We start from the raw sequence: 14,999 nt of genomic DNA, 5'->3' as shown, positions 1-14,999 counted from the left end.
GAGTTCCCTGTTACGTGATCGGATCAGATCAACAGACCTTCGTCCAGCAGAGTCTGAAGACGATCCACGAGCTGGGGATTGTCAAGCTGCTCAAGGGCAGTGCGTGCTTCATCACGCACCGTCGTTTCACGATCCTGGAGCAGAGCTGCCACGAAAGCTTCAACCATCTCCTCCTGTCGAGGTTTCACAAGCTGTTCATGCAGTCGTCCCAGGGCCCAGATGCAGTTGCTGCGCACAACGGGTTCACTGTCGATCCTCAGGCTCAGCAGCAACTGACCTGCCGCGAGATCAGCCTTCACAGGGGAGGTGCTGCCGGCCTCCGCGAGTGACACCGAAGCCCAGAGACGCACGGATGCCACATCCACCTGCAAGGCCCTGATCAATGGATTGAGCACCGGCGCATCCGGATAATTGCCAAGGCTCCACGCCGTGGCCTTACGGACATAAGCGTTGCTGTCGAGCTGCAGAAGCCGCAGCAGAGCTTCCACAGCCTGAAGGGAAGGGTTCCGACCCAGTGCATAAACAGCACTCATCCGCACCACCGGACAGGTTTCATCGAGAAGTGGCAGGAGTAGGGGAACGGCACGGGGATCGCGATGTTCACAGAACACCCTCAGCCCCTGAAGGCGCTGGTCATGCCCCTGCTTGAGCCATTCCAGGCCCTCATCACAGGCTCGAACCGCCTCCAAGGCATCGCCTTCCGGATCATCCGGGGCAATCTCATCGAGGGGATCGCCCATCTGCTCAGCGGCGAGTTCACGCGCCAGCACATCAGGATCGATGGCCAGCTCAGCCATGAGGTCCTCGTTCTGGATGCTGGATGAATCGCCCATCAACCGATCGTAATCTCAGCTGATCGGAGCGGGCGCCAGCATGTCGCCTGGAAGCCAGATGCGAGCGCTCACAGCGAAGAGAGCCAGTGCGAACAGTGCCACGATCAGGATGGGAAGCAGGGTGCTGCGGAAAAAAGCCAAATCGCTGCCGGATTTCTGAGCATTGTGACTTGCGCCCGATCACACCGGAGCAGCGGATCGTCCGGTCCAACGCAGAAGCATCAGAGAAACCACTGCCAGAACCAGGCCGAACCAACCCATCAGCTGCTGATGCAACAGGAATGCCCCTGATCCAAGCAAAGCTCCGAAAAGCAGCCCTGAACTGAAGAGGAAACGAGCAAGCAGATCTGAGAGAGATTCCGAAGCGGTCGCATCAAGGCCACGGCGCCAGCGGCTCCAGCCAGGTCCTGGAGGACGGACCTTCAGGACGAACCGTTCCAGAACAGCCGGGGACTCCGGCGGGGTCAGCAGCATCACCGTGATCCAGACCACCGCCGTGAAGCCTGTGGTGACCATCAGTCGTTCTCCGTAGTCAGCAATCTGAAGCAGGGGAACAACCGAGGTCACCAGGCCCACCACAAAGCCGCAGAGCATGGCGGCCAGCTCCGCCGCGGCATTGATCCGCCACCAGAACCAGCGCAGCACGAGAACGACACCCGGGCCGGTGCCGATGGCGATGACCAGCCGGAACACCGTGCCGATGCTGTCGCTGATCAGAGCGGTGACCACCCCCAACACGAGCAGCAACACACTCATGAGCTGACCCACCAACAGAAGCTCCCGCTGAGAGGCATTCGGCCGCAGGAAGCGCTGATACAGATCGTGAGTGAGGTAGCTGGCTCCCCAGTTCACAGATGTACTCACGGTGCTCATGAAGGCAGCCACCAGGGAGACCACCACCAGTCCGAGCACCACCGGAGGCAGAAACTGGACCGCGAGTGTCGGGTAGCTGAGTTCCCAGTCGGCCTGGTCAGGAAGCAGCACCAGGGCCGCCAGGGCCACGATGACCCAGAGCCAGCTGCGCAACAGGTAGTTGACCACCAGGAACACCCAGCCTGCCAGCCGCGCCTGCTGTTCATCCTTGGTGGCCAACATCCGCTGGATGAACTCGCCACCGCCGTCACTGCGGCGGAAACTCCACCACTGCACGGTGAGGTAAGCCAGAAAGGTGGAGACACTGATTCCGGCACCGCCGATCCAGTCGAAACCATCGGAGCCCCAGCGCCAGGGCACGATCGACAACAGTTCTGGGCGTCCCAGCGCATCCAGCTGATCCAGCAGTGATTGCATTCCCCCGGCCGCATGAACAGCAGCCCACGCCACAGCACCTGCCCCCAGCAGCGCTAGCAGGAGCTGAATGAAGTCGGTGATGACCACGGCCCACAATCCACCGGCAACGGTGTAAGCGAGCACCAGGGCAGCCACGATGATCAGCAGCACCAACGTGTCGGAGAGGCCACCGGCTGCCTGGATCGGCTGATTGGAGACGATGCCCAGTGCCTCGACCACCTTGCGCATGGCGAGGAAGGCGTAACCGATGCCGATGCAGTTCACCGGTAACGCCAGCAAAAAGGCTTTGATCCCGCGCAACCAGGCAGCAGCGGGGCCTCCGTACCGCAGCTCCGTGAATGCGGCATCAGTGAGCACGCCGCTGCGTCGCCACAAGGGTGCGAACACCACGGCCATCGCCACATGCGCCAGGCCGAAGCCCCACCACTCCCAGTTCGCCGCGAGTCCCCGGGTGCCCACGATCCCCGCAACATAAAGAGGGGTGTCGATCGAAAACGTCGTGGCCGCCATTGACGCACCGGCGAGCCAGCCGCTGAGCCGCCGGCCGGCCACGAAATAATCGTCCTCACCGCGATTGCGTCGAGCCAGCCAGAGACCAAGGGCCAGCGTGGCCGCCAGATACACGATCAGAATGGTCCAGTCGATCGGAGCCATGGAGCCGCGCGGATCGTCGCAGTCTCCCTTACTGCTGTCGCGATCGCCTCAGCTGCCCACAAGCCGCATCCTGATCAAGGCCTCTGCTGGAACGCAGGCTGACAGCCACACCGCGACGTTCCAGCACGCGGCGAAATCCCTCAATGCGTTGACGTGATGGCCGCTGAAACTCCTCTTCCTCAATGGGGTTGTAGGCAATCAGATTGACGTGACTCTGAAAGCCGCCGACGCGATCAGCCAGTTCCTCAGCATGCTCGGGGCGGTCATTGAGTTCTCCAAGCAGGATGTACTCAAAGCTCACCCGCCGGCCGGTGACCTCCAGATAGTGGCGGCAGTCATCGAGCAGAGCGTCATAGGGATAGGCCTTAGCGGTGGGGATGAGATCCTCACGCAGCTGCTGATTGGGCGCGTGCAGACTCACCGCCAGGGTGAACTGAGCTCTGCCGAGGGTTTCAATTGCCAGCTCAGCAAGCTGAGGCAATGTCTTTGGCACGCCAACGGTGCTCACAGTGATCCTGCGCTGGCCAATGCCCAAATCATCACTGAGACAGCGGATCGCTTCCAGCACTGCGCGACTGTTGAGCAGAGGTTCGCCCATTCCCATGAACACGATGTGAGAAGGACGGCGATCCATGACCTCCCGCACACTGAGCACCTGGTCGACGATCTCGTGGGTGTGCAGTGAACGCTGCAGCCCATCTTTTCCTGTGGCGCAGAAACGGCAGGCCATCGGGCAGCCCACCTGACTGGACACACAAACGGTCAGCCGTTGGTCGGTGGGAATACCCACAGTTTCAATGGTTTCACCGTCATCAGTGGCCAGCAGCAGTTTGGTGGTGGCATCGGAAGCCACGGAACGATGCACCTCTTTCAACCGGCCGATGCTCACTCCCTGATCCGTCAGCGTGGCTCGCCAGGCCTTGGGCAGAACGGTGATGTCATCCAGGGAGCGAGCGCCTTTGGAGTAGAGCCAGTCATGGAGCTGACGCCCCCGGAAGGCTTTCTGCCCCTGGGACACCACCCAGTCTTGAAGCTCGGACGCGCTGCGACCGAGCAGAGCTTTGCTCACCAGACCAGCAGACCGTGTCCAAGCTTGATCTCCACCGCAAGCAAGGCGATGAATCCGAGCATGGCCATGCGTCCGTTCAGACGCTCGGTATGCGTATGGAACCCATAGCGGGGCAGACGACGAATGGGAATCGTGGTGGGTTCAAGCATGGACAGAGCCGGCTTCAGCGCACAGTTTGGAAGGGACAGGGTGATGGACGCGCAGGCGACCACAGATTTCACTCATCGCTGAGAAGTCCCTCCTCCTGAAGTCCCTCAACCGCCTCAGCATCAACCACCTGCTCCTCCTTCAGCTCATTGTCAGCGTCAGGTCGGGCAAAGGCGGCGAAGTTGGCACCACCCTCGATGCCATGACGGCTGCGGGTGGCCTCAAGATCGGCATCGCTCGGGTCATCCAGAACCGCAGTGGCATCTTTGACGGGAGCGGCAGGCATATCGACGGTGTAATCCGGACGAAGGTTCTGCATACGGCGGTAACCGACGGGATCTTCGGCAAGGATGTCGGGATGGGGCCCGGCTTCGGCACGCAGCTCTTCCTCAAAGCCACTGAAACCGGTGCCTGCAGGAATCAGGCGGCCGATGATCACGTTTTCCTTGAGGCCGCGGAGCCAATCGCTCTTGCCTTCGATGGCGGCTTCAGTCAGAACTCGTGTGGTCTCCTGGAAGGAGGCAGCAGAGATGAAGCTGTCGGTGTTGAGGGAGGCTTTGGTGATCCCCAGCAGAACCGGAGTGAATTCGGCGGGAGCACCACCGGTGATCGACATCGCCTGATTGGTGTCCTCCACCTGTCGAAGCTCAATCAACTCGCCCGGCAGCAAGGTGGTGTCGCCGGCATCCTCGACACGCACTTTGCTGGTCATCTGACGCACGATCACCTCGATGTGCTTGTCATCGATTGACACGCCCTGGGATTTGTAGACGTTCTGAACCTCCGTCACCAGACGATGCTGCAGGTTGGCGATGGCCTCCTGAGCAGCATCCATCAGTGGCTTGCGGCTGCGCAGATCCTCGAAGAAACACTCCAGCAGCTCATGGGGGTTGATCGGACCGTCCGTCAGCAGCTCGCCGGCCGTCACTTGCTGGCCATCGTTGACCATCACATTGCGGCCCAGCAGGATCGGATACTCGCCGATGGCATCATCGGTCTCGATGACTGTCACCACAGTGGTTTCATCGTCTTCGCCCTGCTTGATCTCGACGGTGCCGGGCTTTTTGCAGAGAATCGCTGACTCCCGCGGACGCCGGGCTTCCAGCAGCTCCTCGATTCGCGGGAGACCCTGAACAATGTCACCGGTTTTCTGACGCTCAAAAACGAGCAGTGCAAGACCGTCGCCTCGCTGCACCAGATCGCCATCGCGAACGTGCAGAAGGGAGTCCGGTGAAATCATGTAGGGACGCCCCAAGCGCAGCGTCACGGACTTGGTGCCCACCTGTTCGACCTCGCCACAACAGTCAGCGGGTTGACCTTCAGCGAGAAGATCACCGTCAACGATGCGCTGACCCACAGTCACCGCAGGCTTGGCGGACGTGCTGATCGTCACGGTGTCTTCGGCACGCTCGACAATCAGGCGGCGCACTGGCTCACTTTCGGTGGCTTCAGGCATCTGGGCCACACCCTCCTGCTTGCACAGGATCTGAGTGGTCGCCACCACATCACCGGCTTTGATCGACTGGCCGTCCTCAATCTGGAGTTCGGTATGGGTGGAACCGTGACTGGAGTCGGAGATCGTGTCGCGACGGACCAGGATGCTCTCCAGAATCACGAGCTGAAGCCGCTCGATCGTCTTGGCACGCCTGTCAGGAACGCGTTCCACATCCACCGTCATCTGAGGCGTGGTGTCGAATGTCTCGAGCATCAGCTGTGTGCGCAGCAGCTCCACACCCTCAACAGACTTCACCAGCTCGTTGTCTTTGAACGACAGGCGCTGGGTTGCCTTCAGGCCGAGGTGAGGACCATTCGGCTGCTTGACATGCCCAAGATCAGGGAGCTGTGCCTCGTTGGGGATGGTGTATTCCTCAACCGGGCGCAGCAGCAGACCGGAGCCTTCTGGGGTTTCAACGGTCTGCACATACACCATGGCGTCGGTGCTGATGCCCTTGGCGATCGGTTCACCGGGATTGACCATCACACCGTCGCCGGTGAAACGCTCAAGTGCTTTTTTCTCAGTGCAGAGATGGAAGCTGCCGCTGCGCACAATGATCTCGCGCAGGATGTCGTTTTTCTGCGTGACGGTGACGATGCCAGCCGTCTGGCTGAAGATGTCTTTCACCACCTCAGTACCGGCTTCGATCCACTGACCGTCAGTGATCATCAACAGGGAGATGTCCTTGTTGATCTCATGGGTTTCCTGAGGAATCCAGAGCAGGGTTCCTCCCTTGTTGACCTCGTAACCGTTCTTGGCGGATCGGGCTTTCTTGATGGCGAGACCGGGAGCGAAGCGCACCAGGCCGCCGGTCTGGGTACGGAAGCGATCGTCATTGAGTTCAGCGACCACTTCGCCACTGCCGATCTTGCTGCCGGGGATCGTGTTGAGCCGGTAACGGGTGCCGTCCTTGGCTTCGAGATTCCAGATTTCACCAGCGTGTGTGGATTCGCCCTGCAGTTTGAAATCACGCAGGGTCATCGACGTGGTGACAATCTGCACCTCACGTGAATCGCCAAGGGCTTCACGCAGGCGGACGGCACCGCCGTATTCACTGGCCTGGCTGGCTTCCGCAAGCACCTGGGCTTCAGTGACCTGAGCGCCTGCTGTGACCACAGGCTGGGCATTGGGGGGGAGGTTGTACACATCCCCGGCCAGCACCCACATCCTTCCGAGACGCTGTGCTTTGTGCGTGATGTTGCCCTGGCGGTCGGTGACTTCCCTGGGCTGAATGGTGGGGTCGTAGCTGACCTGGCCCGCCAGATCACAGATCACATCCTTGGTGGCTTTCTCAACGCTCTTCTTGACGGCACCGGCAGCGATCTGAGCGACAGTCACATCAGCAGCGATCTGCTGACCGTTGTCAACAAACAGCAGCGAACCACTGGTGATCTCGATCTTCTGAGCCTTGCCCTTGCCGGAGGGGTTGATGGTGAGCTTGAAATCAGCTTCCGCCTGCTGGGCATCAACACCATGGGGGGTGCGATAAGGACGCACACGTGCTTTGGAGCCGAACTCAACGCTTCCCTCCACCTTGGAGCGGACCACACCGGATTCCGCCGTCGACACACCACCGGTGTGGAACGTTCTCATGGTGAGCTGCGTTCCAGGCTCACCGATGGACTGGGCGGCGATGATGCCGACGGCTTCGCCGAGATCAACCAGTTCATTGTGAGCCAGAGCCCAGCCGTAACACTTGCGGCAGACGGAGCGGTTGGCTTCGCAGGTGAGCGGTGAGCGCACGCTCACTGCCTCGATACCGGCCTTCTGGAAGCGCTGGGAAAGGGGAGGATCGATTTCGGTGTTGCGCTCGGCGAGAACCTCACCCTCGGCAGACACCACCTGATCAGCGGTGAGACGACCCACCAGACGATTACCGAACTTGCCGTTCTCAGCCTTCACGACGATCAGACGCGTCGTTCCGCAGTCGTCCTCACGCACGATCACGTCCTGAGCGACATCCACGAGGCGTCGTGTCAGGTAGCCGGAGTCAGCGGTGCGGAGTGCCGTGTCAACCAGACCCTTGCGGGCGCCATAGGAGGAGATGACGTATTCGGTGACGGTCAGACCTTCACGGAAATTGGTGCGAATCGGCAGGTCAATGATTTCGCCCTGGGGGTTGGCCATCAGGCCGCGCATGCCGACCAGCTGGCGCACCTGGGACATGTTGCCCCGAGCACCGGAGTTGGCCATCATCCACACCGAATTGAGTGGATCGTTCTGGTTGAAGTTCTTCTTGACCGCATCCACCAGACGCTCGTTGGTCTCCGTCCAGGTGTCGATGACCTTGGTGTGACGCTCAACCTCCGTGATCACACCAAGGCGATAAGACTCCTCAGTGGCCGTGATCAGCTCTTCCGCCTCTCCAAGAAGATCCTGCTTCGCTTCGGGGACCTTCAGATCATCCACAGAAATGGACACCGCAGCCTGAGTGGCGTATTTGAAGCCAAGATCCTTGAGCTGGTCTGCCATGGCAGACGTGGCCGCCGTGCCGTGATGTTTGAAAGCCCAGGCGACCAGCTGTTTAAGGCCCTTCTTGTCGACCACATGGTTGCGGAAGGGTGGAGGAGTTTTGGCTAAGGCACGCGCCTCCTTCGCGGCGGCGGCGGCAGCCTTAGCGGCCTTGGCCGCCTTGGAGGATTTGGAGGATTTACGGGATTTGGAAGGAGTGGAGGTCATGACAGCGCTGAGAAATCGTGTTGATGGAGTGGGTCGGTCTTGATCGTTCAGGTGGCTGCCACCGCATCGATGATGGTGTGATTCATCACCACACGGCCAACTGTGGTGAGGATGTAGCGGCTGATCAGAGCTCCGTCTTCATCAAAACGGTCACGGCGATAGGTCCACTGCTCGAGCCTGGTGCCATCGGAGAGAGTTTCACTGCTCAGTGGCTCGTCGCGCTCGTCGTCGTCCTCAACCTCACCGTTGAAGCGCACCCAGACCCACTCATGCAGTCCCAGACGATTGTCTTCCAGAGCATGAATGACGTCCTCCAAACCAGAGAACGTGCGACTGCGGTCCCCGAATTCAATCGGGCTCATCTGCGGCTGAAGAGCCGTGAGGTAATACGTACCGAGCACCATGTCCTGCGAGGGCGTGATGATCGGTTCGCCGGTGGCGGGAGAGAGAATGTTGTTGCTCGCCAGCATCAGCATGCGGGCCTCGGTCTGGGCTTCGATCGCCAGGGGCACATGAACAGCCATCTGGTCACCGTCGAAGTCGGCGTTGAACGCAGGGCAGACGAGAGGGTGGAGCTGGATGGCACGACCATCCACCAGTTTGGGCTCAAAAGCCTGAATACCGAGTCTGTGCAGGGTCGGTGCTCGGTTGAGCATGATCGGATGCCCCTCGATCACCTCCTGAAGGACCTGCATCACCTCGTCATCCGCACGCTGAATGAGCTTCTTGGCGGCCTTGATGTTGTTAACGATGTTCTGACGGATCAGACGATGGATCACGAACGGCTGGAACAGCTCGATCGCCATCTCCTTAGGCAGGCCGCACTGATGCATCTTCAGTTTCGGACCCACCACAATCACGGATCGACCGGAGTAGTCGACACGCTTGCCGAGCAGGTTCTGGCGGAAGCGGCCTTGCTTGCCCTCGATGATGTCGCTGAGTGACTTCAGAGGACGGTTGTTGGCACCGACCACGGTGCGACCACGGCGACCGTTGTCGATCAGGGCATCCACAGCCTCCTGCAGCATCCGCTTTTCATTGCGGACGATGATCTCTGGGGCAAGGATCTCCTGCAGACGCGCAAGCCGGTTGTTGCGGTTGATCACCCGTCGGTAGAGATCATTGAGATCTGAGGTGGCGAAACGACCGCCGTCAAGCTGCACCATCGGGCGCAGATCAGGAGGAATCACCGGAATGACGTCGAGCACCATCCACTCCGGACGGGCATTGGTGGCGATGAAGTTGTCGATGACGCGCAAGCGCTTGATCAGCTTGGCGCGCTTCTGACCTTTGCTGCTGGCGATGTCCTCACGCAGCTGTTCAGCCACCTCATTCAGGGTGAGATCTTCGAGCAGCTGCTTCAGTGCTTCCGCACCGATACCGACCACCGGCTCGTTCTCAATCTCAGAATCCTCGGCATAGATCTCATCCTCGATCTCCAGCCACTCGTCCTCGGTGAGCAACTGCTTGTACTTGAGATCCTTGTGATCACCGGCATCCAGCACCACATAGCAGTTGAAGTAGACAATCTGCTCCACATCGCGCAGAGGCATATCCAGCAGGATTGCCACATAGCTGGGGATGCCCTTCAGGTACCAAACATGGGAGACAGGAGCTGCAAGCTTGATGAAGCCCATGCGGTGCCTGCGCACCCGGCTTTCAGTGACCTCAACGCCACAGCGCTCACAGACAATGCCGCGATGACGCACCCGTTTGTATTTGCCGCAATGGCATTCCCAGTCTTTGGAAGGGCCGAAAATCTTTTCACAGAACAGCCCGTCCATCTCGGGCTTGAGAGTTCGGTAATTGATGGTCTCAGGCTTGGTGACCTCACCCACCACCTGGCCATTGGGCAAGGTGCGCTGACCCCACTCCATCACCCGATCAGGTGAGGCGAGTGTGATCTTGACGTAATCGAAGTGGTTCTCGGTCCGGAGGTTGCTGTTGGTCATTGACGGTTAAGGAAGAGAAAGCGGTTTGTCGGTTCGTTCGTTGATCCGTCAGTCCTCGTCGTAGTCAGCGACACCCAGAGATTCGTAGGTGGGTCTACTGGGGGTGCTGCGACGTGGGTTCACGTCCTGCATCAGGTCCACTTCCTTGCCTTCATCGGTGAACACGGCAATGTCAAGACCCAGCGACTGAAGCTCGCGCATCAGCACCTTGAACGATTCCGGAGTGCCCGGGCGGGGGATCGGCTTGCCTTTGACGATGGCGTTGAGAGCCTCGTTGCGTCCCTGCATGTCGTCGGACTTGACCGTCAGCAGCTCTTGGAGGGTGTAGGCGGCGCCGTAGGCCTCGAGAGCCCAAACTTCCATCTCTCCGAGACGCTGACCACCCTGCTGTGCCTTGCCCCCAAGAGGTTGCTGGGTGACCAGGGAGTAGGGGCCGGTCGAGCGGGCGTGAATCTTGTCGTCCACCAGGTGGACCAGCTTCAGGAAGTGGGAGTAACCCACCGCCACAGGCTGATCAAAAGGCTCACCGGTGCGACCATCGATCAGCTGAAGCTTGCCGGGGTCATCCGGGTTGTAGATCCACTCCTTGCCAGGCTGTTTGGCCGCTGTCTTCAGGAAGGTTTCGACGGTTTGCTGGGACATTTCAGGGCCATACATCTCGTCGAAGGGAACGACCTTCACACGGCAGTCGAGGTTGGAAGCGGCCCAACCCATGAGCAGCTCGAACACCTGACCGACGTTCATTCGGCTGGGGACGCCGAGAGGATTCAGCACGATGTCCACCGGAGTGCCATCGGGGAGGTACGGCATGTCCTCGCGAGGGAGGATGCGACTGATGATTCCCTTGTTGCCATGGCGGCCGGCCATCTTGTCGCCGACCTGGATCTTGCGGCGTTGAGCCACATACACACGCACAACCATGTTGGCGCCGGGCGGCAGCTCATCACCCTGTTCACGGGTGTAGATGCGCACATCCACGACGCGTCCCCGTTCGGTGCTGGGCACCCTCAATGAGTTGTCGCGCACGTCACGGGCTTTTTCACCGAAGATCGCGCGCAGCAGTTTCTCCTCAGGGGGCTGATCGGATTCGCCCTTCGGTGTCACCTTGCCGACCAGAATGTCGCCGCTCTCAACAAATGCACCGATGCGGATGATGCCCATCTCGTCGAGGTTGCCGAGACTTTCCTCTGCAACGTTGGGAATCTCTCGGGTGATTTCCTCTGGCCCCAGCTTGGTCTGACGAGCCTCGATCTCATACTTCTCGATATGCACCGAGGTGTAGAGGTCGTCGTTGACCAGACGCTCACTCACAAGGATGGCGTCCTCGTAGTTGTAACCCTCCCAGGGCATGTAAGCGATCAACACGTTCTGACCGAGAGCGATCTCACCGCCTTCACAGGCGGAACCATCGGCAAGCACCTGACCCACAATCACCGGGTCTCCCTGGCGAACAATCGGACGCTGGTTCAGACAGGTGTCCTGATTGGAACGCTGGTACTTCTGAAGGAAATGGGTGTGTTCGAGGCCTTCTTCGTCCTGCACCACAATTGCAGTGGCATCAACGAAGGTGACCGTGCCATTCACCCTGGAGATCGGAACCATGCCCGAGTCGCGGGCAACCTGGGTTTCCAGGCCTGTTCCAACAAGCGGACGCTCCGGACGCAACAGCGGCACTGCCTGACGCTGCATGTTGGAGCCCATCAACGCGCGGTTGGCGTCGTCGTGCTCCAGGAAAGGAATCAAGGAGGTGGCAACGGAGATCACCTGCACGGGTGAGAGCTGCACGTAGTCCACCTGTTCAGGAGGGACCTTCTCAAAATCCTGCCTGTATCGGACAGGGATCAGGTCAGCGAGGATTGTTCCATCGCTGTCGGTCGCCACATCTCCAGGAGCGACTCGGCATTCGTCCTCGAGGTCAGCTGACAGATAGATGGGATCGCCCTGCTTGAGCACCCGGCCGTCCTCGACTTTCCAGAACGGGGTTTCGATGAAACCGTATTCATTCACCCGGGCGTGGGTGGCAAGCGAATTGATGAGGCCGGCGTTGGGGCCCTCAGGCGTTTCGATCGGGCAGAGACGGCCGTAGTGGGATGGATGAATATCACGCACAGCAAAGCCTGCACGCTCCCGGGTCAGACCACCTGGGCCAAGCGCTGAAATACGACGCTTGTGCGTGAGTTCAGCCAATGGATTCGTCTGATCCATGAACTGACTCAGCTGACTGGAGCCGAAGAACTCCTTGATGGCAGCGACGAGCGGCTTGGGGTTGACCAGCTGGGCAGGGGTGAGCGAGTCGGTCTCACCGACCGTCATCCGTTCCTTGATGATTCGCTCAAGGCGGTTCAGGCCCACACGCACCTGGTTCTGAAGCAGCTCACCCACCGAACGGACCCGACGGTTACCGAGATGATCGATGTCGTCGAGGCTGGCACCACCAACATCCAGCTCAAGATTGATCAGGTAATCAAGGGTGGACAGCACATCCTCATGAGTGAGGGTGCGCACGGAGTCGGGAATCGTGAGACGCAGCTTCTTATTGATCTTGTAGCGGCCCACTCGGCCGAGGTCGTAGCGCTTGGGATCAAAGAAACGGGTCTGCAGAAGCTGCTGTCCACCGCTGACTGATGGCGGCTCACCCGGACGCAGCTTCTTGTAGAGCTCAAGCAAAGCCTGATCCTCGGAGCTGATGCCCTCGTCGTTGGCGGCTTCAATCGACTTTTTGTAGTACTCCGGATGCCGGAGCTTGTCGATCACATCGTTGTCCGAGAGGCCCATGGCGCGCATGAGCACGTGGGCGTTGATCTTGCGGGTCTTATCAACCCGAACATGCAGAAGATCGTTCTTATCGGTCTCGAACTTCAGCCAGGCTCCGCGGTTGGGGATGACGCTGGCGTTGTAGGTGCGACGTCCGTTCTTGTCCATTTCATCCTTGAAATAGACCCCGGGGCTGCGCACGATCTGGTTCACGATCACGCGCTCTGCGCCATTGATGATGAACGTCCCCCGCTCCGTCATCAACGGCAGCTCGCCGATGAACACCTCTTGTTCCTTGATCTCGCCGGTCTCCTTGTTGACCAGACGACAGGTCACATACATCTGTGAGGCAAACGTCGCATCACGACGCTTGGCCTCTTCCACATCGTGGCGGGGACGCTTCAGTCGGTACTCGCTGCCGACGAAATGGAGTTCGAGTTTGCCGGTGTAATCGGTAATCGGCGAGAAACTTTCAAGCTCCTCGATTAGACCTCTCTCAAGAAACCACTTGAAACTGGCACGCTGTACCTCCACCAGATCGGGCAGATAGGTGGCGGTCTTGGCGACCTGAATCGCGCTGCTGCTCATGCGGAGACCTGCAGGTATCGGAGGGGACAGTGGGGCCTGAAGGAGACAGCCAGTTCAACCTTGAAGTGAGCTTTCAACCAAAACAGCGGCGGCCATCCCTCAGTCAGGGACGACCTCCGCAATCACTGGCTTCAGAAGACTCGGGTCAGAACAGCTGACGTCGTCAATGCACCGGACGGTAATGGACGCTTCGGGAGCCCAAGCACAGAAAACCATGCTTGGCCAGGCCAATAAGTCATCTTACACTTTCGCGCTTCCGCAATCAGCAAGGTCAGGGAAGCCTGAACAGACGCCTTGCATTTGCGGTGCTGTCTTGGGCGACGTGCTCGAGCGACTGTTGGCGTAGTTCGGCAACCCGCGTGGCCACCGAAGCCACGAACGCAGGCTCATTGCGCTTGCCCCGGCGAGGCACCGGCGCCAGAAACGGACAATCGGTCTCCACCAGGAATCGATCCTGAGGAACCTCCCGCGCACAGTCATGGGTCGGCACCGCCTTGGGGAACGTCACTGTGCCGCTGAAGCTGATGTAGAGCCCCAGCTCCAAAAACTGGTGCATCTCCTCCGGGGTTCCTCCCCAGCAATGCATCACGCCTGCAGGACAACGTCCTTCGAGCCTTCGCGCACGCAGTTCAGTCAACATCGGCTCTGCCGCATCGCGGCAATGGATGATCACCGGCAGGTTGAGCTCCACAGCAAGATCGAGCTGGGGTCGCAGGATCGCAAGCTGCTCATCCAAATTCTTGTCTCGGAACAGATCCAGACCGAGCTCGCCGATGGCCACCACCCGACTGTCATCGAGAGCTGCCCGCCGCAACACATCGGGTGTGTCCTGACTCCAGTGCTTGGTGTCCAACGGATGAACACCAACGGAGTAACGCATTTCCGGAAATCGATCCGCCAGCGAGCGGATGGCCGGGATCTCGCTCGGTTCGACACAGGCATGCAGGAGCGACGTCACACCGGCCCCACGCCAACGCTCTGCAACAGCCTCAAGATCCTCTTCGAAGGTTCGAAAGACGATGTGACAGTGGCTGTCGATTAACACCGGAGTGGCCATCGGATCCTGAAACGCGCCTTCAGGATCCATTGTGCAGGGATTGAGCCCATGGACCCGGCCCGGAAATCGCGATTCAGCCTGCAGCGGGAGCTGGATCAATCGCTTTTTTCACGGCCACCGTCAGCCTTGCTTTCTGATGAGCACCGGTATTGCGGTGCAGCACACCACGCTTCACAGCCTTGTCGATCTTGCTGAAAGCAGCATTCATGCTGGACTGAACACCGGCTTTAGCTTCATCGCCGGGTGTAGCGGTGTAGGCGTCACAGGCACTCAGGCAACGCTTCATCAGAGTGCGCATGGCCGATTTATAGGCCTTGTTCTCGAGGCGATTGCGCTCAGCGATCTCGACGCGCTTCTTTGAGGACTTGTTATTGGCCACAGAGGCGGATTTCTCATCGACAATTCATAACCTTAACTCAGTGGCCCCTTGGTTCCATCGAGGTCATCCGCAGTGGCCCTAGCTTGAGGAGACCTGATAACG

At 59.5% G+C, this 14,999-nt stretch carries 10 protein-coding genes; all 10 read right to left on the bottom strand.

Annotated elements, in window-relative coordinates; translation table 11 throughout:
* Positions 1-23: 23 nt before the first annotated feature.
* On the bottom strand, positions 24-833 hold the full coding sequence (locus AC6EI9_RS12725; protein ID WP_498468081.1) for a HEAT repeat domain-containing protein: 810 nt from the start codon (positions 831-833) through the stop codon (positions 24-26).
* A 15-nt stretch (positions 834-848) separates the two neighbouring features.
* Positions 849-974 (bottom strand): DUF8624 family small hydrophobic protein, encoded by a 126-nt coding sequence (locus AC6EI9_RS12720; RefSeq protein ID WP_498468080.1) that lies wholly within the window; start codon positions 972-974, stop codon positions 849-851.
* Between the two features lie 39 nt (positions 975-1,013).
* Positions 1,014-2,777 carry a sodium:solute symporter family protein gene (locus tag AC6EI9_RS12715; protein WP_498468079.1) on the bottom strand — a complete coding sequence of 588 codons (1,764 nt, stop codon included), beginning with the start codon at positions 2,775-2,777 and terminating at the stop codon, positions 1,014-1,016.
* Positions 2,778-2,805: 28 nt separating this feature from the next.
* Positions 2,806-3,846: a dual-specificity RNA methyltransferase RlmN gene (gene rlmN / locus AC6EI9_RS12710; RefSeq protein WP_498468078.1), complete on the bottom strand. Its 1,041-nt coding sequence runs from the start codon at positions 3,844-3,846 to the stop codon at positions 2,806-2,808.
* Positions 3,843-3,995 (bottom strand): CAB/ELIP/HLIP family chlorophyll-binding protein, encoded by a 153-nt coding sequence (locus AC6EI9_RS12705; RefSeq protein ID WP_498468077.1) that lies wholly within the window; start codon positions 3,993-3,995, stop codon positions 3,843-3,845. Before AC6EI9_RS12705 ends, rlmN begins: the two co-directional genes overlap by 4 nt.
* Positions 3,996-4,063: 68 nt before the next feature.
* Entirely contained in the window at positions 4,064-8,167 is a 4,104-nt protein-coding gene (locus AC6EI9_RS12700; RefSeq protein WP_498468076.1) for a DNA-directed RNA polymerase subunit beta', read from the bottom strand.
* Between the two features lie 47 nt (positions 8,168-8,214).
* On the bottom strand, positions 8,215-10,119 hold the full coding sequence (locus tag AC6EI9_RS12695; RefSeq protein ID WP_115125612.1) for a DNA-directed RNA polymerase subunit gamma: 1,905 nt from the start codon (positions 10,117-10,119) through the stop codon (positions 8,215-8,217).
* 48 nt (positions 10,120-10,167) lie between these two features.
* The gene (gene rpoB / locus AC6EI9_RS12690; protein ID WP_498468075.1) at positions 10,168-13,461 is read right to left on the bottom strand and encodes a DNA-directed RNA polymerase subunit beta; all 3,294 of its coding nucleotides are present in this window, start codon (positions 13,459-13,461) and stop codon (positions 10,168-10,170) included.
* A 271-nt stretch (positions 13,462-13,732) separates the two neighbouring features.
* Entirely contained in the window at positions 13,733-14,518 is a 786-nt protein-coding gene (locus AC6EI9_RS12685; protein ID WP_498468074.1) for a TatD family hydrolase, read from the bottom strand.
* A 73-nt stretch (positions 14,519-14,591) separates the two neighbouring features.
* Entirely contained in the window at positions 14,592-14,897 is a 306-nt protein-coding gene (gene rpsT, locus AC6EI9_RS12680) for a 30S ribosomal protein S20 (RefSeq protein ID WP_498468073.1), read from the bottom strand.
* Between the last annotated feature and the right edge of the window lie 102 nt (positions 14,898-14,999).

This window comes from Synechococcus sp. MIT2312 (assembly GCF_059772315.1).
Note: the sequence above shows the minus strand (reverse complement) of the source record. Positions and strands in the feature narration are given on the sequence as shown.

What these genes read in the sequence shown, in the direction of transcription:
- AC6EI9_RS12700 (WP_498468076.1), bottom strand. Translation starts at nt 8,167, where the DNA reads ATGACCTCCACTCCTTCCAAATCCCGTAAATCCTCCAAATCCTCCAAG.
- AC6EI9_RS12725 (WP_498468081.1), bottom strand. Translation starts at nt 833, where the DNA reads ATGGGCGATTCATCCAGCATCCAGAACGAGGACCTCATGGCTGAGCTG.
- AC6EI9_RS12705 (WP_498468077.1), bottom strand. Translation starts at nt 3,995, where the DNA reads ATGCTTGAACCCACCACGATTCCCATTCGTCGTCTGCCCCGCTATGGG.
- AC6EI9_RS12715 (WP_498468079.1), bottom strand. Translation starts at nt 2,777, where the DNA reads ATGGCTCCGATCGACTGGACCATTCTGATCGTGTATCTGGCGGCCACG.
- rpoB (WP_498468075.1), bottom strand. Translation starts at nt 13,461, where the DNA reads ATGAGCAGCAGCGCGATTCAGGTCGCCAAGACCGCCACCTATCTGCCC.
- AC6EI9_RS12685 (WP_498468074.1), bottom strand. Translation starts at nt 14,518, where the DNA reads ATGGCCACTCCGGTGTTAATCGACAGCCACTGTCACATCGTCTTTCGA.
- AC6EI9_RS12695 (WP_115125612.1), bottom strand. Translation starts at nt 10,119, where the DNA reads ATGACCAACAGCAACCTCCGGACCGAGAACCACTTCGATTACGTCAAG.